Origin of the sequence: Paludicola sp. MB14-C6, assembly GCF_030908625.1 — a bacterium.
Lineage (GTDB): Bacteria > Bacillota > Clostridia > Oscillospirales > Ruminococcaceae > Paludihabitans.
Genome location: NZ_CP133133.1, coordinates 545,967 through 568,144, shown reverse-complemented (window position 1 = coordinate 568,144; position 22,178 = coordinate 545,967). Strand labels below are relative to the sequence as shown.

20 protein-coding genes and 8 tRNA genes are annotated in these 22,178 nt (G+C 34.7%); 19 read left to right on the top strand and 9 right to left on the bottom strand.

Annotated elements, in window-relative coordinates:
- The first annotated feature begins 366 nt into the window (after nucleotides 1-366).
- The 3 genes from RBG61_RS02680 to RBG61_RS02670 are packed head-to-tail and all read left to right on the top strand — an operon-like array spanning nucleotide 367 to nucleotide 4,284.
- Nucleotides 367-3,066 carry a sensor histidine kinase gene (locus RBG61_RS02680; protein WP_307945474.1) on the top strand — a complete coding sequence of 900 codons (2,700 nt, stop codon included), beginning with the start codon at nucleotides 367-369 and terminating at the stop codon, nucleotides 3,064-3,066.
- Entirely contained in the window at nucleotides 3,059-3,775 is a 717-nt protein-coding gene (locus RBG61_RS02675) for a response regulator (RefSeq protein WP_307945472.1), read from the top strand. Before RBG61_RS02680 ends, RBG61_RS02675 begins: the two co-directional genes overlap by 8 nt.
- Nucleotides 3,776-3,816: 41 nt before the next feature.
- On the top strand, nucleotides 3,817-4,284 hold the full coding sequence (locus tag RBG61_RS02670; protein WP_307945471.1) for a hypothetical protein: 468 nt from the start codon (nucleotides 3,817-3,819) through the stop codon (nucleotides 4,282-4,284).
- A gap of 186 nt (nucleotides 4,285-4,470) precedes the next feature.
- On the opposite strand, the gene RBG61_RS02665 is transcribed toward RBG61_RS02670, so the two are convergent.
- Nucleotides 4,471-5,508, bottom strand: coding sequence for a uroporphyrinogen decarboxylase family protein (locus RBG61_RS02665; RefSeq protein ID WP_307945469.1), 1,038 nt, complete (start codon nucleotides 5,506-5,508; stop codon nucleotides 4,471-4,473).
- Nucleotides 5,509-5,921: 413 nt separating this feature from the next.
- On the opposite strand from RBG61_RS02665, the gene RBG61_RS02660 reads away from it, so the two are divergent.
- From RBG61_RS02660 to RBG61_RS02610, 11 genes are all read left to right on the top strand, one after another.
- Nucleotides 5,922-6,410 (top strand): GNAT family N-acetyltransferase, encoded by a 489-nt coding sequence (locus RBG61_RS02660; RefSeq protein WP_307945466.1) that lies wholly within the window; start codon nucleotides 5,922-5,924, stop codon nucleotides 6,408-6,410.
- A gap of 25 nt (nucleotides 6,411-6,435) precedes the next feature.
- Nucleotides 6,436-8,850, top strand: a complete 2,415-nt coding sequence (gene lon / locus RBG61_RS02655) for an endopeptidase La (protein ID WP_307945463.1) — start codon at nucleotides 6,436-6,438, stop codon at nucleotides 8,848-8,850.
- A gap of 16 nt (nucleotides 8,851-8,866) precedes the next feature.
- Entirely contained in the window at nucleotides 8,867-9,523 is a 657-nt protein-coding gene (yihA, locus tag RBG61_RS02650; RefSeq protein WP_307945461.1) for a ribosome biogenesis GTP-binding protein YihA/YsxC, read from the top strand.
- Nucleotides 9,524-9,844: 321 nt separating this feature from the next.
- Nucleotides 9,845-9,920: transfer RNA gene (locus RBG61_RS02645), tRNA-Val, on the top strand.
- Between the two features lie 5 nt (nucleotides 9,921-9,925).
- Nucleotides 9,926-10,002, top strand: a tRNA-Asp gene (locus RBG61_RS02640).
- A gap of 55 nt (nucleotides 10,003-10,057) precedes the next feature.
- A tRNA-Phe gene (locus RBG61_RS02635) sits at nucleotides 10,058-10,133 on the top strand.
- A 63-nt stretch (nucleotides 10,134-10,196) separates the two neighbouring features.
- A tRNA-Gly gene (locus RBG61_RS02630) sits at nucleotides 10,197-10,272 on the top strand.
- Between the two features lie 54 nt (nucleotides 10,273-10,326).
- A tRNA-Val gene (locus tag RBG61_RS02625) sits at nucleotides 10,327-10,402 on the top strand.
- A gap of 6 nt (nucleotides 10,403-10,408) precedes the next feature.
- Nucleotides 10,409-10,485, top strand: a tRNA-Asp gene (locus tag RBG61_RS02620).
- Between the two features lie 43 nt (nucleotides 10,486-10,528).
- A tRNA-Phe gene (locus RBG61_RS02615) sits at nucleotides 10,529-10,604 on the top strand.
- Between the two features lie 45 nt (nucleotides 10,605-10,649).
- A tRNA-Gly gene (locus tag RBG61_RS02610) sits at nucleotides 10,650-10,725 on the top strand.
- Between the two features lie 218 nt (nucleotides 10,726-10,943).
- On the opposite strand, the gene RBG61_RS14000 is transcribed toward RBG61_RS02610, so the two are convergent.
- The 5 genes from RBG61_RS14000 to RBG61_RS02590 all read right to left on the bottom strand — a co-directional run bounded on the left by RBG61_RS14000 (nucleotide 10,944) and on the right by RBG61_RS02590 (nucleotide 13,670).
- Nucleotides 10,944-11,240: a hypothetical protein gene (locus tag RBG61_RS14000; RefSeq protein ID WP_373889722.1), complete on the bottom strand. Its 297-nt coding sequence runs from the start codon at nucleotides 11,238-11,240 to the stop codon at nucleotides 10,944-10,946.
- Nucleotides 11,237-11,416 carry a hypothetical protein gene (locus RBG61_RS13995; RefSeq protein WP_373889721.1) on the bottom strand — a complete coding sequence of 60 codons (180 nt, stop codon included), beginning with the start codon at nucleotides 11,414-11,416 and terminating at the stop codon, nucleotides 11,237-11,239. The genes RBG61_RS14000 and RBG61_RS13995 overlap by 4 nt, the downstream gene beginning before the upstream one ends.
- An 88-nt stretch (nucleotides 11,417-11,504) precedes the next feature.
- On the bottom strand, nucleotides 11,505-12,041 hold the full coding sequence (locus tag RBG61_RS02600) for a hypothetical protein (RefSeq protein ID WP_307945460.1): 537 nt from the start codon (nucleotides 12,039-12,041) through the stop codon (nucleotides 11,505-11,507).
- Nucleotides 12,042-12,160: 119 nt separating this feature from the next.
- A complete protein-coding gene (locus RBG61_RS02595) occupies nucleotides 12,161-12,811 on the bottom strand; it encodes a J domain-containing protein (protein WP_307945458.1) in 651 nt (216 codons plus the stop codon).
- Nucleotides 12,795-13,670, bottom strand: coding sequence for a DUF5685 family protein (locus RBG61_RS02590; RefSeq protein ID WP_307945455.1), 876 nt, complete (start codon nucleotides 13,668-13,670; stop codon nucleotides 12,795-12,797). Before RBG61_RS02590 ends, RBG61_RS02595 begins: the two co-directional genes overlap by 17 nt.
- Before the next feature lie 358 nt (nucleotides 13,671-14,028).
- On the opposite strand from RBG61_RS02590, the gene RBG61_RS02585 reads away from it, so the two are divergent.
- From RBG61_RS02585 to gpmI, 5 genes are all read left to right on the top strand, one after another.
- Nucleotides 14,029-14,526 (top strand): tRNA (cytidine(34)-2'-O)-methyltransferase, encoded by a 498-nt coding sequence (locus RBG61_RS02585; protein WP_307945454.1) that lies wholly within the window; start codon nucleotides 14,029-14,031, stop codon nucleotides 14,524-14,526.
- A 3-nt stretch (nucleotides 14,527-14,529) separates the two neighbouring features.
- Nucleotides 14,530-15,417 (top strand): DegV family protein, encoded by an 888-nt coding sequence (locus tag RBG61_RS02580; RefSeq protein WP_307945453.1) that lies wholly within the window; start codon nucleotides 14,530-14,532, stop codon nucleotides 15,415-15,417.
- 144 nt (nucleotides 15,418-15,561) lie between these two features.
- Nucleotides 15,562-16,773, top strand: coding sequence for a phosphoglycerate kinase (locus RBG61_RS02575; protein WP_307945451.1), 1,212 nt, complete (start codon nucleotides 15,562-15,564; stop codon nucleotides 16,771-16,773).
- A gap of 99 nt (nucleotides 16,774-16,872) precedes the next feature.
- On the top strand, nucleotides 16,873-17,640 hold the full coding sequence (gene tpiA / locus RBG61_RS02570; protein ID WP_307945449.1) for a triose-phosphate isomerase: 768 nt from the start codon (nucleotides 16,873-16,875) through the stop codon (nucleotides 17,638-17,640).
- 197 nt (nucleotides 17,641-17,837) lie between these two features.
- A complete protein-coding gene (gpmI, locus tag RBG61_RS02565) occupies nucleotides 17,838-19,355 on the top strand; it encodes a 2,3-bisphosphoglycerate-independent phosphoglycerate mutase (RefSeq protein ID WP_307945447.1) in 1,518 nt (505 codons plus the stop codon).
- A gap of 445 nt (nucleotides 19,356-19,800) precedes the next feature.
- Here the strand turns inward: gpmI and RBG61_RS02560 are convergent, their stop codons facing one another.
- From RBG61_RS02560 to RBG61_RS02550, 3 genes are all read right to left on the bottom strand, one after another.
- Nucleotides 19,801-20,643 (bottom strand): creatininase family protein, encoded by an 843-nt coding sequence (locus RBG61_RS02560; RefSeq protein WP_307945445.1) that lies wholly within the window; start codon nucleotides 20,641-20,643, stop codon nucleotides 19,801-19,803.
- Between the two features lie 420 nt (nucleotides 20,644-21,063).
- Complete coding sequence (locus tag RBG61_RS02555; RefSeq protein ID WP_307945443.1) at nucleotides 21,064-21,306, bottom strand: hypothetical protein; 243 nt, start codon at nucleotides 21,304-21,306, stop codon at nucleotides 21,064-21,066.
- 97 nt (nucleotides 21,307-21,403) lie between these two features.
- Nucleotides 21,404-22,138, bottom strand: a complete 735-nt coding sequence (locus RBG61_RS02550; protein WP_307945441.1) for a class I SAM-dependent methyltransferase — start codon at nucleotides 22,136-22,138, stop codon at nucleotides 21,404-21,406.
- Nucleotides 22,139-22,178: the final 40 nt, after the last annotated feature.

Sequence of the window (22,178 nt, the reverse complement as noted above, 5' to 3'; positions counted from 1 at the left end):
TAATGGTGTTAGTATTTTTTTATCAATGTTAAGAGTTTGTTAAGATAGTTAAAAATAAGTTAATAATGCTCATCTCTTAACACGCTCTTAATGTATGTTAAGCTTTCTTAATCCCTTTTTAATATCAAATCATTTATTCTTAAATAGACATCTAAAATATGTTTGCATCAAAAGTTGCCTGTAATTTTAATATATGAAACAAATTCTTTTTTTTTACTAATATAATGATGAAATGAATGTTATCAAGCGTTATAATAGGAATAGGAATAACTGTTGATACATACAATGGCTTTATTTTATTATTTAACTTTGTTTGTTGCACTTTTTATGTTTTACTTAAGATTGACTATATATGGAGGAAATTCTATGGACGACAAAAGACCTGATGCTTATACAATATTAAAACGCATAGAACGAACTGAAACTCGTAAAAAAGGTAAATTAAAAATATTTTTTGGTTATGCTGCTGGTGTAGGAAAAACATATGCAATGCTCGAAGCAGCACATGAAGTGAAAAATGCGGGAGGTGAAGTTGTTGCAGGTTATATTGAACCGCACACACGTCCGGAAACCACCCAACTTGTAAATGGTTTGGAAACATTGCCACCGCTTATTGTTGAACATAAAGGAATTACAATAAAGGAGTTTGATTTAGATTCAGCAATTAAGCGTAATCCTCAGTTGATATTAGTAGATGAATTAGCACATACAAATGCTCCCGGTTGTAGACATATTAAGCGTTATCAAGATATACAAGAGCTATTAAAGGCTGGAATAGATGTCTATACAACGGTTAATGTGCAGCATATTGAAAGCCTAAATGATATTGTATCTTCTATTACAGGCGTCAAGGTAAGAGAACGTATTCCAGATAAGGTAATTGATGATGCAGACCAAATAGAGCTTGTTGATATCGAACCGGAAGAGTTAATCATTCGTTTGAATAAAGGAAAAATATATCGTGAAGAACAAGCCAAACGAGCATTGCATAACTTCTTTACGGTAGAGAATTTAATAGCTTTAAGAGAAATTGCATTGCGTAGAACGGCTGATCAAGTTAATCGAAAAGCAGAAAAAGCAAAAGAGCTTTCACAAAGAAATGATTATTATACAAATGAACATATTTTAATTTGTCTTTCAAGCTCGCCATCAAATGCAAAAGTCATTCGAACTGCGGCAAGGATGGCCAATTCTTTTCATGGTGAGTTTACAGCTTTATTCGTTGAAACTCCCGGAACAACTGAACTATCAGATGAAAATAGAGCACGGCTGAGAACGAATTTAAAGCTAGCTGAACAATTAGGTGCTAAAATTGCAACAGTATATGGCGATAATGTGCCGGAACAAATTGCTGAATATGCGAAAGCTTGTGGTATTTCGAAAATTGTATTGGGACGATCCAATAATAAGAAAGGAATCGTTCCAAGAGCAAGTTTTGTTGATAAATTAACGCAAATTGCGCCAAACTTAGATATTTTTATTATCCCGAATAATTTGCCTGCTTATGTTGCTCCCAAAGCTAAGCAAAAACAAAAGAACCCTGTTTTAACGATACGGGATTCATTGATAACATTATCTTTATTAGCATTATCTACAGCAATATGCTTTTTGTTTTATGAGTTAAGTTTTAGTGAAGCAAATATTATTATCGTTTATATTCTAGGTGTATTGTTCACCGCTGTTGCAACGCAAGGCAGAATATACAGTATTGTATCATCTATTATAAGCGTTGTCGTATTCAACTTTTTCTTTACAGATCCACGTTTCTCGCTAGAAGCATATGATTCTTCCTATCCGATAACATTTTTAATTATGTTAGTGGCAGCGTTTGTTACTAGTACACTTACTGTTAGGGCAAAGCAGCAAGCCAAAAATAATGCTCGAAAAGCAAGAAATACTCAGGTTCTTTTGGAAACGAGTAGAATGCTACAACGTTCTACAACTAAACAAGCTATTTATAATGCAATGGGAAAGCAAATGGAAAAATTATTGTCTCGCATGGTTATTATTTATCCGGTGAATAAAACACAAGGATTAGATGAACCAATTTTATTTTCGGGTAATGAAGAGGTGTTTATTACAGAATATACGTCTCGCAGCGAGCGGGCAGTAGCTGAATGGGTATATAAGAACAATAAAAGCGCAGGTGCAACCACAACAACATTACCAAATGCAAAGTGTTTGTATCTAGCTGTTAGAGGACATCATACGGTATATGCTGTTGTAGCTGTTACAATGCAACCACAAACTGAATTAGATACTTATGATAGAAATTTGTTAATCGCAATGTTGGGCGAATTTGGATTGGTTTTAGAAAAAGAAGAAATAAACGAAACCAAGAACGAGATAGCCTTAGAAGCACAACGTGAACAATTAAGAGCAAATATTCTGCGAGCAATTTCTCATGATTTACGAACACCGCTTACCAGTATTTCAGGTAACGCTAGTATTTTAATGGGAGACAAAAACTATCTTGATGAGAACAAGAAACTACAGCTTTATACCGATATATATGATGATTCTATGTGGTTAATCAACCTTGTTGAAAATCTATTATCCGTTACTCGTATAGAAAATGGAACGATCAGCATTACGATGCAATCAGAATTGCTAGAGGAAGTTATAGCGGAAGCGCTTCGCCACATAAACCGTAAAAGTGTTGATTATCAAATCAATGTTTCTTTGTCTGATGATTTGCTAATGGCAAAGATGGATTCCAGACTGATTATTCAAGTTATTATCAATATTGTAGATAATGCAATTAAATATACGCCACCGGGCTCAATAATTGATATAACAGCAAGAAAATCGGATAATATGGTATTGGTTGAAATTAAGGATAATGGCGAGGGGATTTCCAACGAAGATAAGAAAAAAATATTTGATATGTTCTTTACCGTTGATAAAAATAATGGAGATAGTCATCGAGGACTAGGACTAGGCTTATCACTTTGTAAATCCATTATTATTGCACATGGTGGTGATATTACAGTCAAAGACAATAATCCTCATGGAACGGTATTTTCATTTACGTTACAAGCAGAGGAGGTAGTAATAGATGAATAATAATACAATTTTTGTTGTTGAGGATGATAAAGCAATTCGAAATCTAATTTCAACAACGCTTGAAATGCAAGGCTATCAGTATCAAACAGCCGATACTGGAAGTTCAGCAATTATGGGTATTTTATCTTGCAATCCGGATGTTATTATATTAGATTTAGGATTACCAGATATGGATGGAATTGAAATCATACAAAAGGTTAGAACTTGGTCAAATACACCTATTATTATAGTAAGCGCAAGGAGTGACGACCAAGAGAAAATTAACGCTTTAGATGAAGGTGCGGATGATTATATTACAAAGCCTTTTAATACAAACGAATTATTAGCTAGAATTCGGGTTGCATTACGCCGATATAACAATATGAAAAATACACCCAATAATAATGAAAAATCGACTTTTGTAAATGGTGATTTGAAAATTGATTATGCAGCAGGATGTGCTTATTTTCAAGAAAAAGAGATTCATCTTACACCAATTGAATATAAGTTGTTATGTTTGCTTTCTAAAAACGTTGGTAAAGTATTAACGCATAATTTTATATTAAAAGAGATATGGGGAGCTGTTTTGCCTGCAGATACACAATCTCTTCGGGTATTTATGGCAACGCTGCGCAAAAAAATTGAGTTAAATCCATCAAAGCCACAGTATATTCAAACGCATATCGGTATTGGGTATCGTATGTTGAAAGTGGATGGTGTGAATGAGTAGGGTCACAAGTAAATGAATTTTGAATATGAGGAGTGCTTGGCATGAACATAGATGTAACGAGCTTACAGCAATTATTTGATTACTGGTGTAAAAAACTGCGTATTATACCATGTTGGGATGTTCGCTTAGAGTTTGTTGATGATGTTAGTTGGAATAAAACCGGTGATATCAAGATAGATTGTGATACGAAAAAGGCAATTGTACTCATTAACCGAGTAAATCCAAAGTATGAAAACCTTGAAGAGGTACTCGTTCATGAATTGTTTCATTTAAAATTATATCCTTTGGATCAAGTAACGGAATCTTTGCTTTCTTCTCATTATAAAGAGGGAACACCTGAATATGAGTTTGTATCAGACCAATTTTTCTTGTCGTTAGAACAAACCGTAGAAGAGCTTGCAAAGTGTTTTCTATTGGAATTTGGCGAAAACAAAGAACTCTCGTTTAAAAATTGCCAAAATAGAAAATCTTTTAATGAATTGTTTGATGGATTGAAAAGTTTGAAGTGAGTATAGAGAAATGTAGAAAACAAGTAGAGGTAAAATGAATGAAATGGACTATAGATAATGATAATTCTAAGCCTATTTTAAACGATTTGTCGAACAGGCAGTTTTGTTTGCTTTGAACTTATAGTTATCTAAATTAAAAGGGCCCTATGGCGATTTGCCATAGGACCCTTTTTACATAATTAGGAGTTAGTATCTTCCGTAGGTTTTTGCTACCTCAATCATTGCTTTGGCGTTGTCAAATGCAGTGTTTGCAGGATATTCACAACCGGTAGCAAGCATAAATCCGCCACCTTGCTTGAATAAATCTATTTCATGCTTACTTTCCTCGATAACTTCTTCAACGCTAGCTGTTGCAATCCAAGTAGGAGATACGCAACCGATTAACGTAATGTCTTTGCCGTATTTTTCTTTGCATTCTTCAAAGGAAGCACAGTCAGCAGGAACGTGTAAGAAAGAGATTGCTTGTGGATGCATTGCTTCAATCTGCACATCAAAATAAACACCATTACCACAGTTATGAATCATAACCATGCAGCCTTTTGAATGAACATGGTCTGCCCAACGTTTAACGTGAGGGCCTTCAAATTCTGACCACATTTCCTTGCTCATGATAACAGAGGAAGCGAAAAGGGTATCTACCATAATTGCGTTAATTCCCGTTTCAATGAGTGCATCGGAATAGTCAATCAAAACATCAGTTATTGTAGTAAGTGCTTTATGTACTGCGTCAGGGTCATCGTATAAATCCATATATAAATCTTCTTGACCTCTGAGCATACTTAAAATACCTAATGGGCCAAAGATAAAAGCAACAACAGGAGTTGTTTTTCCTTTTGCTTTTACAAGTAAATCACAAAGTTTAATGTGATCGCTCATTCTTGGAGTAGTTCTTGGGTCAATATGTTTTACTTTATCGTAATCTTCTATGTCTTGTAAGAATTGATTATCATAATTTGGGTGTGCAGCTTCGTTTTCAGGATAAACAATTTCTTGTCCGAAATCTGCGGCTTCAACGGAAAGATCAGTAAGTGTTACCAAACAATCTATTCCAAATTCATCAACAGATTGAATCATGGCTTTTGCAGTTTCTTCTGCATTAGTTGCCCATTCTTTGTAACTTGCACCTGTTAGTTTTCTAGTTACACCGCTTAAAATAGGGTAAACAGGAACATGGTCGGGTTCTTTATGGGAAAGTGTAGCTGCTACTCTTTCTAATGAGGTCATAATATCCTTCTCCTTAAATTAGTATTAATTTTCACAATTTATATATTTATTATATACAAAGTAAATAAAGATTGCTTGAAAGTATCAAGCTATTTTTTGTAATTTTTCATCAATATCTATCAATTTATGCATGAAACCCTACCTATATGATGTTATCGTATCAATCTATTCACACTTTCGTTATTTACATTAGATATAGAAAATGGTATGATATATACTGTATAATTATATAAAATAAGAAGGTAGTTAAATGAATAAAAAAGTGATACGAGTTGTAGCATGGGCATTAGCAGGCCTTATGATTATTAGTGCGCTCAGTGTATTAATTTCATTTTAGTTAAAGCAAAAAGCATTGATGTGTATTAAAAAAATTAAAATTTCTCAAACAAGAGTTTGAAAAGGATGGTTGAATTTTGAGTAATTTTGCAATTCGATTAGCAACAAGAGAAGATAGCAAAACGATTTATCAGTTTATTGTAGACATTGCTACATATGAAAAAATGTTAGATGAAGTCGAAGGCAATGCAGAAGATGTTTGCGATACTATTTTTAATAAACAACAAGCAGAAGTAATTATCGGCGAAGAAGATGGTGTACCGGTAGGATTTGCATTGTTTTTCCACAATTACTCGACCTTTAAAACACGTCGTGGATTATATTTGGAAGACCTTTACGTGAATCCTGAGATGCGTGGAAAAGGATATGGAAAAAAGCTATTGCTATATTTAGCAAAGCTGGCTCATGAACGGGGATGCGGAAGAATGGAATGGTGTTGCCTTGATTGGAACACCCCGTCAATTCAATTTTATAAGAGTTTAGGTGCAAGGCCAATGGACGAATGGACCACATATCGATTAGATGATAAACAACTCGCTGAATGCGCAACTGCACAAATGCAGTAGTGCAATTTGCAAAAGGAGTAAATATATGAGTAATAATGAAACAAAGAGAACAAACCAAGCAATGCCGATGTTGGCAATGCGTGGCTTAGTACTTTTTCCTGATACCGTAATGCATTTTGATGTAGGACGTGAAAAATCAATCCTAGCATTAAGAGCTGCAATGGATTTGGATAGAAAGATATTTTTAGTAGCACAACGAGATATTAAGCAAGAAGACCCTTCCATTGATGATTTATATCAAGTTGGTGTTGTTGCAACAGTCAAACAATTATTAAAAGCAGATAAGAATACCGTTAGGGTTTTAGTAGAAGGTGAATATAAAGCAAAGTTAGTAGACCTTTTATCAGAAAAACCTTTCTTTTTAGCTGATATTAAAAAAATAAATAACATAACAAGACCCAAGCTAGAAGCTCAAGAACAAGAGGCTTTTGTTCGATTGGTAAAGAATATTTATGAGCAATATTGTGAGGCACTGCCAAATGTGCCAAAGGAAATGGTGCTTCAAGTATTAGCAGAGGATAATCCCAACAAATTGTTGTCTCAAATTATGACTAATATTCTAATCAGCTACGAAGATAAACAAATGATATTAGAAGTAAACAATGTATTTAAAGCGTTGGAATTATTAGTAGATTTTTTACAAAAAGAAATTGAAGTTTTGAACTTAGAGCATGATATTTATAATAAAGTTAGAGTTCAAATGGACAAAAATCAACGAGATTACTTTTTAAGAGAGCAACTAAAAGTAATACAAAGTGAGTTAAACGACGGAGATAGTCCTGAAGATGAAGTATATGAGCTTATGGCTAAAGTTGAGCAAATTAAAAATATCGACGATGCATCTAGGGAAAAGTTGTTTAAAGAATGTGAACGCCTAAGTAAAATGCCAATGCAATCTCAGGAAGCCAATGTAATCCGTTCTTATTTAGAGGTTTGCTTAGATCTTCCTTTTGATACTTTTACAAAAGAAACAATTGATGTAAAAAAAGCCAGAGCTCAGTTGGATAAAGATCATTATGGATTAGATAAAGTAAAGGATAGAATATTAGAGCTGTTGGCAGTACGTCAGTTAAACCCTGATATCAAAGGGCAAATTATCTGTTTAGTTGGACCTCCGGGTGTTGGCAAAACTTCAATCGCATCTTCTATTGCAAAAACATTAAATCGTCGATATGCAAGAATTTCCTTGGGCGGAGTTCGAGATGAATCAGAGATAAGAGGACATAGAAAAACGTATCTTGGTTCTATGCCAGGCAGAATCATTGCAGCATTAAGACAAGCAAAAACCAATAATCCTTTGATTTTACTTGATGAGATAGACAAAATGGGGAATGATTTTAGAGGAGATCCCGCTTCAGCAATGCTTGAAGTATTAGATAGTGCGCAAAATAATGCATTTGTCGATCACTATGTTGAAATTCCGTTTGATTTAAGTAAAGTATTATTTATTACAACAGCAAATACACTTGATACCATTCCGGGTCCATTGCGTGACCGTATGGAGATTATTGAGTTATCCAGTTATACAAGACAAGAAAAATTCAATATCGCCAAAAAGCATCTCGTAAAGAAACAATTACAAAAGCATGGACTTACTTCTAAAATGCTAACAATAAAAGATGAAGCACTTTATGATATTATCGACAGCTATACAAGAGAAGCAGGTGTTCGAAAACTAGAGCGTTGTATTGGTACAGTATGCCGTAAAGCTGCAAAGTTGATTGTAAGCGGAGAACAGACAAAAGTAACTGCTACCAGCAAAAATATTGAAGATTTAATTGCACCACGTCGTTATAAGAAGTCAAATGCAAATCTTGAAAACAGAGTTGGCGTAGTAAGTGGACTTGCTTGGACTTCAGTTGGTGGTGAAATGCTTGAAATTGAAGTTGCGGTTATGAGCGGGTCAGGAAAAGTGAAGCTGACCGGTAGCCTTGGCGATGTTATGAAGGAGTCTGCTGAAATTGCCATCAGCTACGTTCGAACTATTGCTAATCAATATAATATTAAACCTGATTTTTATAAAACTTGTGATATTCATATTCACGCACCGGAGGGAGCCGTTCCAAAGGACGGACCTTCTGCAGGTGTAACAATGGTAACGGCATTAGTTTCTGCCTTAACAGGTATTCCTGTGCGTGGAGATATTGCTATGACTGGCGAAATATCACTTCGTGGACGTGTAATGCCGATTGGTGGATTAAAAGAAAAATCAATGGCAGCATATCGTGAACAAAAATCGGTAGTAATTATTCCAAAGGAAAATAAACCTGATTTATATGAAGTAGATGAACAAGTAAAAGAAGCAATCACATTTGTTCCAGCAAAAGAGATATCCGATGTGCTTGATGTTGCGTTAATAAAAAATGAGGATGCGGTAGATAAAATTACACAAAATATGTGGTGTGAATTTGATGTACAGCAACCAACCGTTATTATTTAATAATGAAGGAGAAACTATGAATTTTAACAAAGCGAAGTTTGTAATTTCATACGGGCTTTCCAAACAAATCCCTGAATCAGAAACAATAGAAATCGCATTTGCAGGACGTTCCAATGTTGGAAAGTCCTCTGCGATCAACAAAATATTTAATCGCAAAAATCTAGCAAGAGTAAGCTGTGTACCTGGAAAAACTGCAACAATTAACTTTTATTCCGTTGGGGATGAGGTGAATTTTGTTGACTTACCGGGTTATGGTTACGCAAAAGTATCTAAATCAGAGAAGTATCGTTGGTCTGAGTTAATAGAGGGATATTTTAATCAAGATCGTAACATTGGCTTGGTTATTCAGTTAGTCGATATGCGTCATCCGGCAACTGCTTTAGATATTCATATGATGGAATATATGATTGAGCGTGAAATTCCTTTTATTGTAGTGCTAACAAAATCAGATAAGCTGAATAAAACACAAACTCAAAATCGACTTGATTTAATTCGTTCTGAAATTCCTTATGGGGATCAAATTACCATCATTCCTTTTTCAAGCGAAACAGGCGAAGGTGTAGAACAAGTAAAAAGGATTATTGAAGAGGTCGTAGATGAAAGTAAAGAAATTGACGTTGAACTAGATGATGAAATTGAAGAAGAATTGTTAGAGGATAATCAAGAAGATTAATTTTAATTATAAATTTCTGAAATTAACGTGTAAAATACTATAAAAGATACATTTAAAGAAGGTGTGGATTCATTATGTTTCTGCACCTTTTTTGAATTACTAATAAGCCAAATCCCATATTTAACCTTTATTATTCACAATTCATATAAAAAATGATTTCCAACTGAAAAACTTTTATATATATGTGAGATACAACGATAAAATAACAAAGAATTTCAAAAAAAGTGTTGACTTTTAAGGCCGTATAGTGTAAGATATAAAAGTCGCTGGGAGACAGAGAAACGAAAACACTTCGAAAATCAGTCAAACAGTAACTTGTGTGGGAGCATAGCTCAGCTGGGAGAGCATCTGCCTTACAAGCAGAGGGTCACAGGTTCGAGCCCTGTTGTTCCCACCACATATGGCCCGTTAGCTCAGTTGGTTAGAGCGCTAGCCTGTCACGCTAGAGGTCGTCGGTTCGAGCCCGATACGGGTCGCCATTAACCCAAGCGATTGTTTTATCGCAATGCAACGGATGTTGCAAAATATGCCTATGCCTCTGTAGCTCAGTCGGTAGAGCAGAGGACTGAAAATCCTCGTGTCGTTGGTTCGATTCCGACCGGAGGCACCAATTGTTTGATAGTAAAAACGACTCTTGTCGTTTTTTGCTTTCAACTTAGCTTAGGTATATAATGCGGATTTAGCTCATCTGGTAGAGCGCCACCTTGCCAAGGTGGAGGTAGCGAGTTCGAGCCTCGTAATCCGCTCCAAAGCTACGGTAAGCGCCGTGGTTTTTTTATTCTGTCGTTTGACAGTTCCAGTGTGGGAGCATAGCTCAGCTGGGAGAGCATCTGCCTTACAAGCAGAGGGTCACAGGTTCGAGCCCTGTTGTTCCCACCACACATTGGCCCGTTAGCTCAGTTGGTTAGAGCGCTAGCCTGTCACGCTAGAGGTCGTCGGTTCGAGCCCGATACGGGTCGCCAGTGTAACTTTCAATGAAGTTACAAAACAAATATATACCTTTATGCCTCTGTAGCTCAGTCGGTAGAGCAGAGGACTGAAAATCCTCGTGTCGTTGGTTCGATTCCGACCGGAGGCACCAATTGCTTTTGATTTTTGATTTAAAGCAGCATAAAAGGTATATGATGCGGATTTAGCTCATCTGGTAGAGCGCCACCTTGCCAAGGTGGAGGTAGCGAGTTCGAGCCTCGTAATCCGCTCCACAAAAAGGACTGCGGTAATAACTGTGGTCTTTTTATTTGCATAAAAATCTTGTTTTCTTTAGGCTTAGTTTGCGTTTTACTTAATCTACCGGTTTCACTGCATGAAAGGGTGGGCTTATGAGCTGCGAACAGTTATTATCCATAATAAAAGAACGATGTCCAATATATTTCAATAGTAAAAGAGCATTCATTTCAAATCTGAAATGAATGCTCTTTTACTATAACTTCTGAATAGGGAAAAATAGATATAATTGACCATTTTCTTCAGGACAAATATAATCATTCACAGCTCCGACTAATGACATCCCATTTTGCTTTATGTAATCAAGTGTATCAGTAAAGCACTGCATCATATCACCTGTTACTTTTACATAAAGATATTCATAAGAGGGAATAACCCATTTGGTCCAGTTCATTGGTGCTTCTGCGTCATCTCTTGCTTCAATTCCCGCCAAATATAAGCCTTTTGTAAAATGATCTTCCCATGGATGAAACTGCCTAGAGAAATCACTCATAACACCCCATATGCCCAGAATGTTACCTTCATCATCTTTTTTGCTAAATGTTCCACTTCATTAAAATGGCTATTTGCATCTTCCCATAGTTTATCGATAAACCCTTGTCCATCATTTGTAGTGCCTTCTTTGCCAATAACCGTAAAAGATTCTTTTACACATTTTTGTATATCCATCAAAATGCACTTCCTTGCTGTTACTTTATCATTAAAATAACACACTGCCAGAGTATAATCAATACAATTTTGCTGTTATTGAAATATTTTATAGTAAACCCTTGAATTTAGGCCTAATGCTGTGTACATATGTTGCAATTAAGCGTGTAAGTGCAATATCGTATATTATAAATGCTACATTACCCATCACAAGCAAAACAAGAACTCCATATTGTGCAAAGCCTTGCATATCATCTAATACTTGTGACATGCCTAATATGTGAATAATAAAGTAATAAGAAAGAAGCACCGTAACGTTAAAGATGCCGACTTTTAAAATCCATTCAACAACTCTCGACTTACATTGTTCTAAAATGCTTTTTAAAATAGGGTAATAGCCTAAAAATGCAACAAATAAGATGGATGCTTCTTTATTGGGCATAATGAGTAAGGATAATATTGAAACTGCGCCATAAGCGATTAATGCTGTTTTTTTATTAAAATCAATAACCAATGCTATTAAAAAAATTCCAGCTAATGCAGGACAAGTATATTCAGCAAATGGAAATATGCCTGATAAAAACATACTGACAAGGCTTAATGCTCCGACAATACCTCCGAAAGCAACTTTTTTGCTATTTTTCATAAGTTAATTCAATCCTTTTATTTTTGTCATGATTAAAAAGAACAGTATGGTGAAATAATGAAATTATGCCGCTTGATATATTAAAGCACGACAAAAAGTCGTGCTTATTGGTTTATAAATTAACAACAGCTGATTAAGTCGCCACCCATGCATTCACAACAACTATCGGCGCATAGTAAACTACAACACATATCACAACCACTACATCCGCCTGCATTACGCTGTGGTGCACGATATTGACCTTGGCCATATCCACCCATGTTGCCTTGTCGCTGCCAACCCATACGGTTTAATGCAGCTCGGTATTCAGCATTATTTGGATCCATTCTACAAGCTGAAGAAAAATGATTCATAGCATCGTCTAACCAGCCTCTGGAATAAAAAATACTGCCTTTTAAGAAATACCATTCTGCATCTCTTTTATTTAATGGAACTCCATCCAATAACTCTTCTGCCTCTACTAAGCGATTTGCTTGAATCATAGAACGAATATCTGCAAAATTAGAAGAGGTATAACTTGAATAATTGCTTGTATTTTGCTGAGATTGATAAGAACTACTTGAGGAATTACTTCCGTTTGAACGTCTATTATTCATGATTTGATCAAAAGCACTATTAATTTCAGCCATCTTTTCATCTGCAAATTCTCTTAATGGGCTGTCATTATAGTTATCTGGATGGTATTTTTTTGCTAATTCACGATAAGCTTGTTTTACTTGCTCATCGGTTGCATTCTCGTTTACTCCCAAAGTGTTATACGGGTTGTTCATCATTTTGCTCCTTTTTCTTTATAATGGTGTCTTTCGTATTATGAAGACCAAGATAGACAATATTATCTAAAATAGGTTTATAACGTTTTAAGTCCAATAATTCATATGCGGGCGCAATTTCAGCAATTGTCATATTGATAACTCCAACAGCATATTCTTTAATTTCATCAATTGTTTTGCTTTCATGAAGTCCACGTTTTAAAAACGGGTTATACTCATTATTCTTTGAATCTTTATCAATATCATCCAAAGCATCTGCAAAATACACATATCTTCCAACTAAATATCCGAAACGATGTAAAATCTTTTTTTGTGTTTCGTTATTACTTAATTCTTGGCATATGAATGCTAATGCATTAGCAGTAGGATCTGCTGCTTTGTCAACGCTGATATTATCGCTTTTTTCAATTTCTGCTTGTTTTTGAATTGCGGTTTTAATTACTTCGTCCATTTTAGGATATTGCTTTGCTGCTCTTCGTTTTGCAAAATAAACAAACGGAAGAACGCTTAAAGGTTTTAATTTACCTAAAAAATTGCTGTCATGTAGATCGTCTAAAACTTTATAGTAAATCATCAACATCGCTGTTCCGGCGCAAAAAGTGAGTTCTTCGCTGGAATTATGACACATTTTACGCTTTAGTGGATTTGCTACACAAGAACATTTTTGAAAGCCCTTACAGTTTTCAGAAAGCCCTAAAGAAATGGTTGCTATAAAAGTGAAGTCATAGCTTAACGTAAGACTTGAAAAAGGACCGTATACATGACTTAACTCTTTGCAAAGCCCACAATAGATACCTTTAAATGTATCAAATTCTGAAACTTTCATTTCGGGTTTATATGGTTTAATGTATCCGAACAATAAAGCCCCTCCTTAAACGGATGCATGATTTATCACACTCATTATTTTACTCTATAAACTGTATAGAATTATTAAGTAAATGTAAATATCTTAAGTAGAGAGTTTTAATTCGCAATCGCAATTACCATATCTTAGAAAATACAGGCCGAATGTTAAATAATATTGCTTTTTAAAGTGCTTTTTAATGAAGTTTTGTAATAAATTACAAATCGTTTGGCAAATTATTTCAAACAATTGATATATACTAGCTGAAGAAAGAATAAAATAAAATAGATTTCGAGTAGCTTGATTTATTGATGTTGAAATTATTTTTAGAATCTGTTAAAATTAAAAAAAACAAGTTAAGAAGAAGGATTCTATGAAAGAGTTAAATATCGTATTGGTTGAGCCTCAAATACCACAAAATACAGGAAATATAGCAAGAACTTGCGCAGCAACCGGTGCAAGATTACATATTGTAAAGCCTATGGGCTTTACAATAGATGATAAAAAACTAAAAAGGGCAGGACTTGATTATTGGAATTTGCTTGATATTACGTATTATGATAATATTCAAGATTTCTTTTCAAAAAATGATGGTCCTTATTACTATTTTACCACAAAAGGCCAACATATATATTCCGATGTAAACTATCCCGACAAAGCATATATTGTATTTGGTCGTGAAGATGCAGGCTTAGACGAAACACTACTATACGAAAATCCGGACTTCTGTGTAAGAGTTCCTATGATAGGGGAAGCACGAAGCTTGAATTTATCAAATACCGTTTGTTTAGCAGCCTATGAAGTGTTGCGCCAATGGGGATTTGAGCATTTAAAGACAGTAGGCGAATTAACCAAATATACTTGGAGGTAAAGAATGAACAAAATCAAAATTATGACTGATTCTGCGAGTGATATTCCAAAAGAGTTAGAAGAAGATCTGGATATCAAAATATTAAGTTTTCCTATTACAGTTGGAGATCAAGGATACATGGAGCGTATTGACTTTACAAACGAAGAGTTCTACGCTTTATTGCTAGATGTTCCGAAAATTCCTGTAACTTCACAAATTACGTCTCTTGTTTTCAATGAAGAGTTTTTAGAAATATATAAACAAGGCTATAATGAGTTGATTTATGTAGCAATTAACTCAAAAGGATCAAACACGTATCAATCTGCTTTATTGGCAAGAGATATGTTTTTTGAAGAACATCCTAGCGCAAAAGGCGAATTTCAAATTCACATTATAGATTCTAAAACTTATACAATGGCATATGGATATGCAGTGATAGAGGCTGCTAAAAAAGCAAAGAAAGATGCGAAATCCAGTGAAATTGTTGGATTTTTAGAGGATTGGTTTGATAGCGTTGTTGTTTATTTCTCACCATTAAAATTAGATTTTGCAAAGAAATCGGGGAGAATTAGTTGTGCTGCAGCATTTGTGGGAGAGCTGATAGGATTGAAACCTATCATTCGCATTATGGATGGAGAAATGCAAATTTTAGATAAAGTGCGTGGTGAAAAAGCTGTCGCTCCTGCTTTGGTAAAATTAGCGAAAGAAACCATGATTCCGCAAACGCCTTATTTTACTGTTAAAGGTATGGCTGAAGCACAAAGCAACGAGCTGATTGAATGCGCAGAAAAACAAATTGGATATCAAGAAATTGGTGCTTATTTAGTTGGTTCTGCTATTGCGATTAACGCTGGACCTCAAGTTATAGGCATTATTGTAAAAGGTACGAATAGAAATATTCAAATGAAGTAAAATAATATAGAATTTATACTTGAAAAAAGTTAGAAAATGGTTTAAAATAATCTGTGGATTGTTATTGATTTAACAATAGAAATTACTGTTTATTGTGAAATTGATAATAAAAATACATATATAAGATTGAAAGGACGATATAAAATGAACGCATTGAATAAAAAAACAGTTGACGATCTAAAAGTATCAGGAAAAAGAGTATTAGTACGTTGTGACTTCAATGTTCCTCTAAAGAACGGAGTTATTACTGACGAAAATAGAATTGTTGCAGCACTTCCAACAATTAAAAAATTATTAGCTGATGGCGCAAAAGTTATCCTATGTTCTCACTTAGGTAAACCAAAAGGTGAGCCATTACCAGATAAATCTTTAGCACCAGTTGCAAAAAGACTTTCTGAATTATTAAATCAAGAAGTTATTTTCGCTGCTGATGATAACGTTGTTGGCGAAAACGCTAAAAAAGCTGTTGCTGAAATGAAAGATGGCGATGTTGTTTTATTAGAGAACACTCGTTATCGTGCTGAAGAAACTAAGAACGGCGAAGCACTAAGCAAAGAATTAGGAAGTCTTGCTGATATCTTTGTAAACGATGCTTTTGGTGCTGCTCATAGAGCTCACTGTTCAACTGTTGGTGTAGTAGCTTACGTTGAAGAAGCAGCTGTTGGTTATCTAATTGAAAAAGAATTGAAATTCCTAGGTGGAGCTGTTGAAAACCCAGTTAGACCATTTGTTACAATTCTTGGCGGTGCTAAAGTCGCAGATAAACTAAATGTTATCGAAAACTTATTAACAAAAGCTGACACTCTAATCATCGGTGGTGGTATGGCTTATACATTCTTAGCTGCAAAAGGCTATGATGTTGGTACTTCTTTACTTGACTCTGAAAAAATTGATTACTGTAAAGATATGTTAAAACAAGCTGATGAAAAAGGCGTTCAAATTCTTCTTCCAATCGATTGCACAATTGCGAAAGAATTCCCTAACCCAATTGATGCAGAAATCGATGTAAAAGTTGTTGCTGCAAATGAAATCCCAAGCGATTACATGGGCTTAGATATTGGAACAAAAACTGCTGAATTATTTGCTGAGGCAGTAAAATCTGCTAAAACTGTTGTTTGGAACGGACCTATGGGCGTTTTTGAAAACCCAGTATTAGCAAAAGGTACAATTGCTGTTGCAAAAGCATTAGCTGAAACAGATGCAATTACTATTATCGGTGGTGGTGACTCTGCTGCTGCTGTTAATACATTAGGTTACGGCGACAAAATGAGCCATATCTCAACTGGTGGTGGAGCTTCTCTTGAATTCTTAGAGGGCAAAGAACTTCCAGGCATCGCTGCAATGAACGACAAATAATTTTGTAACGATAAAGTATTGGGCGAGCATTGCTCGCCCTTATTTATAGATTGATATGTACACAAAATATATGAACATAAATTGAAGGAGTTTTAAATTATGAATAAGACATTAAGAAAAGCAGTTATTGCTGGTAACTGGAAAATGAATAACACAAGAGTAGAAACGAAAGCATTGATCAACGACTTAATTCCATTAGTAAAAGATGCTGATTGTGAAGTTGTAGTATGTGTTCCTTTCACAAACTTGGAAACTGCTGTAAACTTAACAAAAGGCACAAACGTTAAAGTTGGTGCACAAAACGTTCACTTTGAAAAAAGCGGCGCTTTTACTGGCGAAATTTCTGCAGATATGTTAACTGAAATGGGCGTAGAATACGTTGTTGTTGGCCATAGCGAAAGAAGACAATATTTTGGTGAAACGAATGTAACAGTAAACAAACGTACAAAGGCTGCAGTTGCTGCAGGCTTAAAAGTACTTCTTTGCGTAGGTGAATTATTAGAAGAAAGAGAACAAGGTATCACTGATGAACTAGTTGCTCTTCAAACCAAAATAGCTCTACAAGGCATCGATAAAGCTGATTTAAATAAAATTATCATCGCTTATGAGCCAGTATGGGCTATCGGTACAGGCAAAACTGCAACTGCTGATCAAGCAAATGAAGTATGTGCAGTAATTCGTGCTACTGTAGCAAAAATCTATGATCAAGCTGCTGCTGATGCAATGACTATTCAATACGGCGGTTCTATGAACGCTGGAAATGCTGCTGAACTTCTTTCTAAACCAGATGTTGATGGTGGATTAATCGGTGGTGCTTCTTTGAAAGCTGCAGATTTTGCAACAATTATCAATGCTGCATCTAAATAAGCAATTTTCATAAGCAACAATAGTTGCAAGAAGCGAATATTCAAGGTGGCTTTGGCCATCTTATACCAATTTCAATTAAAATAAACCATAATTGTTTTTATAAAAGCTTTGATTTATGCGTTTTTATAAAAATTTTTAATGTAATTTTTAATGAAATTGGTATTACATACATTGTTTGTATTAAGGAGATAAATACTATGAATAAACCGTTAGCGTTAATTATATTAGACGGATACGGAAACAATAAAAGCGAATATGGTAATGCCATTCGTGCTGCAAAAAAACCGAACCTAGATAAAATTTTTGCAGAGGGTGTCGTTACTGAAATAGGAGCATCCGGATTAGATGTAGGTCTTCCAGATGGTCAAATGGGTAACTCAGAAGTAGGACATACTAACATTGGTGCTGGTAGAGTTGTATATCAAGAGTTAACTCGTATCACAAAATCCATTAAAGACGGAGATTTCTTCTCCAATGAAGCGTTATCTGCAGCAATGGATACTTGCTTAAAGAATGATACTGCTTTACATTTAATGGGCTTATTATCTGATGGTGGTGTACATAGCCACAACGAACATCTATACGGCTTATTAGAAATGGCTAAAAGAAAAGGATTAACAAAAGTTTACGTTCATGGTTTTATGGACGGACGTGACGTTCCTCCTTCTTCTGGTAAAAGCTTTGTAGAGCAATTGCAAGATAAAATTAATGAAATCGGCGTAGGTACTATCGCTACTGTTATGGGTCGATACTATGCTATGGATCGTGATAATCGTTGGGAACGTGTTGAAAAAGCATATGCTGCAATGGTATATGGCGAAGGAAACACAAGTGATGATGCAGCTGCAGCAATGCAAGCTTCTTATGGCAACGAAATTACGGACGAATTTATACTTCCAACAGTTATCAATGGCGGAGCTACTGTAAAAGCAAACGATAGCATTATTTTCTTTAACTTTAGACCAGACCGTGCAAGAGAAATTGCTCGTACTTTCGTTGATGAAGCTTTCAATGGTTTTGAAAGAAAAAATGGTTTCTTCCCATTAACTTTTGTATGCATGACACAATACGATGCAACCATGCCAAACGTAACAGTTGCATTTAAACCACAATCTCTAACAAATACATTAGGTGAATACCTAAGCAAAAATGGTAAAACGCAACTTCGTATTGCTGAAACAGAGAAATATGCTCACGTTACTTTCTTCTTTAACGGTGGTGTAGAAGCTACATTTGAAGGCGAAGACAGAGCGTTAATCAACTCACCAAAAGTTGCAACTTACGATTTACAACCTGAAATGAGCGCTTATGAAGTGTGTGATGAAGTTGTAAAACGCATTGAGTCTGATAAATACGATGTTATTATTTTAAACTATGCAAACTGTGACATGGTTGGTCATACCGGTATCTTTGATGCAGCAAAAGCAGCTGTTGAAGCAGTTGATACTTGCGTAGGCAAAACAGTTGATGCTGTTCTTGCAAAAGGTGGTATCGCATTGATTACTGCTGACCACGGTAATGCAGACCAAATGTATGAGCCAGATGGTTCTCCATTTACAGCTCACACAACAAATAAAGTACCTTTCGTTGTATGTGGTAAAGACGTTAACCTTCGTGAAGGTGGTAAACTTGCTGATATCGCTCCAACAATGTTAGAATTATTAGATTTACCTCAACCAGCTGAAATGGACGGCAAATCTTTAATCGCAAAATAATAATTTATTATAAGCTAAAACCTCCGATACAATTTCGTATCGGAGGTTTTAGACTGTCGATAAAGTGAATTTTAATATTATATTTGCATGATTTTAGTTTGTTCCTTGGTATTATGAATACTGGGCTATCCGCCCAAACCTGACCATGCTTTTTGGCAATCGCCCCAAAAAGTATGGATAAAAAATGCTTTGTTTCTCAAAATTGTTTTTTATATGACACCGCGCCTATGTCTGTACAAAATTGATAAAGGTGAAGCTTGTACTATATTATTTTTGATTCGCTCCCCTAGATAGTTTCTTGTAAAATCGTTATGCGACCAGCAATTGTTCCACGCGAATAACATTTGAGAAAATATTTATATGTTGCTATATGTCATTTTAGAAAAAACAATTTTCGCAAGTAAAATTCTTCTGATATTCATTGCTTTCTTGCGTTCTAAGTTTTTCAACTAGCTGAAACCTCCGATACAATTGATTCTATAATACATTTAGCAGTAAAATCAGATATAAAGTCATCAAAGGATTTATTGTCATTAACGCTTTCAAAATTTGCAGGGCTACCAGCGTATCCTAATGGAACTAATTTTCTTGTTTCATCCCAACCTTTGCTCCATATCTGTAGTTCATCGAATGTTAAGTCTGTAGATGGTAATCCTTTGGCAATTTCTGCGTTAACACATTCGGGAAAATGATAATACATATACGACGTTTCCATTGCACCGGCATGGATGTCAAGTCTTTCTGGTGTTGCATTAATTTCATCCGGCATAGGCGGAGTTACAGGTAAAATATAATCTTCATTTCCAGTTAATCCAAATCGTTGTAAACTAAACCCTTCTACAACCATTTTAACGTCTAATTCTGTGTCTTTACGAATATCAATAATTGCTTCTAAAATCGCGTTAATGTGATCAATATCACCATGCCCATAGAAGCAATAAACGTTTTTAAAGCTCCAACGTTTTAGACAGGATAAAGTGTCATATATTATATTTTTCATGGTTTCTTTTCTCACTGTGAATGAACCAGGAAACGCACCTGTTACATTGTTAATTCCCCAGTAATAGGGAGGAACAACTAAGACTTTTTTACCCAAAGCTTCAAGTTTCGATTTGAGCTGTTTGCATCCAGTGTAACTTAAATAAATATCAGTACCTAAGCATAGATGCGGCCCATGTTCTTCTATAACACCCATAGGAAATAGAACAATAGTACTCTCGTTTGCTAGCTCCTCAATTTCTACCCATGTCATGTCAGTTATTGTTCCCTCGAAAATTGAATATCCCATAATTTACGTCACCTTTCATGTTTTGATGTGTTCTAATTATATTGGAATATACTGGTGAATACAAGTCTTGAAGAAATAGCGTTTTTATGCTATAATATAGATATACTAGAAAAAAGTATTATAAGTCGTATGTTAATTTCTTGTTATACCTATATAAAAGTAACCCCACATTGAAATTATAGTTCAATGCGGGGTTACTTTTGTTGTAAATTTATTTAATATTATTTAGCCCTTCTGATTTAATTGATAAATCCGTTTTTCTAGATTTGTTCAATTCTATATTAGATGTATTTAGTTTGCTACATAGAATTCGTCTTCTTTCCAATGTATTGCGTTGGTTTTAATGTATTGAAATATATTGTAATATTCATTTTCATTACGAACGATATGATCGTAAAATGCGCTCCCTACTAATCTTTATCAACATATGTATGTGATTGGGCATAATATCGTATTTAAAACAGATATACCTTGATTGATTTTATTTAGACAACCAATGTGTTTTTCTATAATGAATCCACATTGTGTTAAATGTAAAATGTCATCAGTTATTGTACAAAACAGGTTAAGACGATTGTTTGTGCAAATTGTAATAAAATAAATACCGTTTTTACTATAGTCAAAACCTTGTAATCGTATTCGTTTTCGCTTTGGTAATTCCAATTTATCACATCCTCATATCTAATTTTTATATCACTATACCATATTTACACAATATTTATAATGAAATTAAAATATATTTTCAGTATAACCCCGCTATTTAGTTAGCTTTTATAATATATAACCATTTACCAATTGCATTGGGATTTTCTTTATGAAATTTGTTTACCAAAGTCCATTCATGCTTCATTTCATCATAAAATTCTACACCTATTTCTTCAATTAACTTTTCTTTGTTCTTTTCGAATAGTTCCCATGTATCCCAAAACGGGAGAACATTTTTAGAAAAATCAATCGGAGTGAAGTCAATGTTATGTTTTAGCGCCCATTGTCCAATAGGCGTATCAAATGGATGATTAGTTTGGTTTTGAAATAGTTGTAATGGACAGTTCTCCCAATACACTGCAAGTATTCCATTCTTGCTCAAGAGTTGCAAGCAATTGGTTAGTATGTTTTCAATGTCAATTATTGAATTGCAGAAATATAAAGTATCTATTGAAATGATTGCATCAAAAGAACGGGGTGGGAAATTCAATTCGTTAAAATTGATGTGTTTATATTGAATAGAAGCTTTATCATTAGTTTTGTTTGCATATGAAAGTGCATCAGTATCAATATCTACACCGATTGCTTCACTGGATAACTGTTCAGATAACCATTTAGTAATTTGACCACAACTACAGCCTAAATCTAAAAATCTTTTACAGTCATTCTGCAAAAGAGTATCGCATAAGATTTGTAGTTGATTCATTGTTGCCATACCCAATTGTTTCAAATCATTTCCATACAGTTTGGTTGTAATTTTGCCATAGGTAGGACTCTCAAAATATTTCATATTGTCACTCCTCTAATGCCGAATATCTTATCACTATACC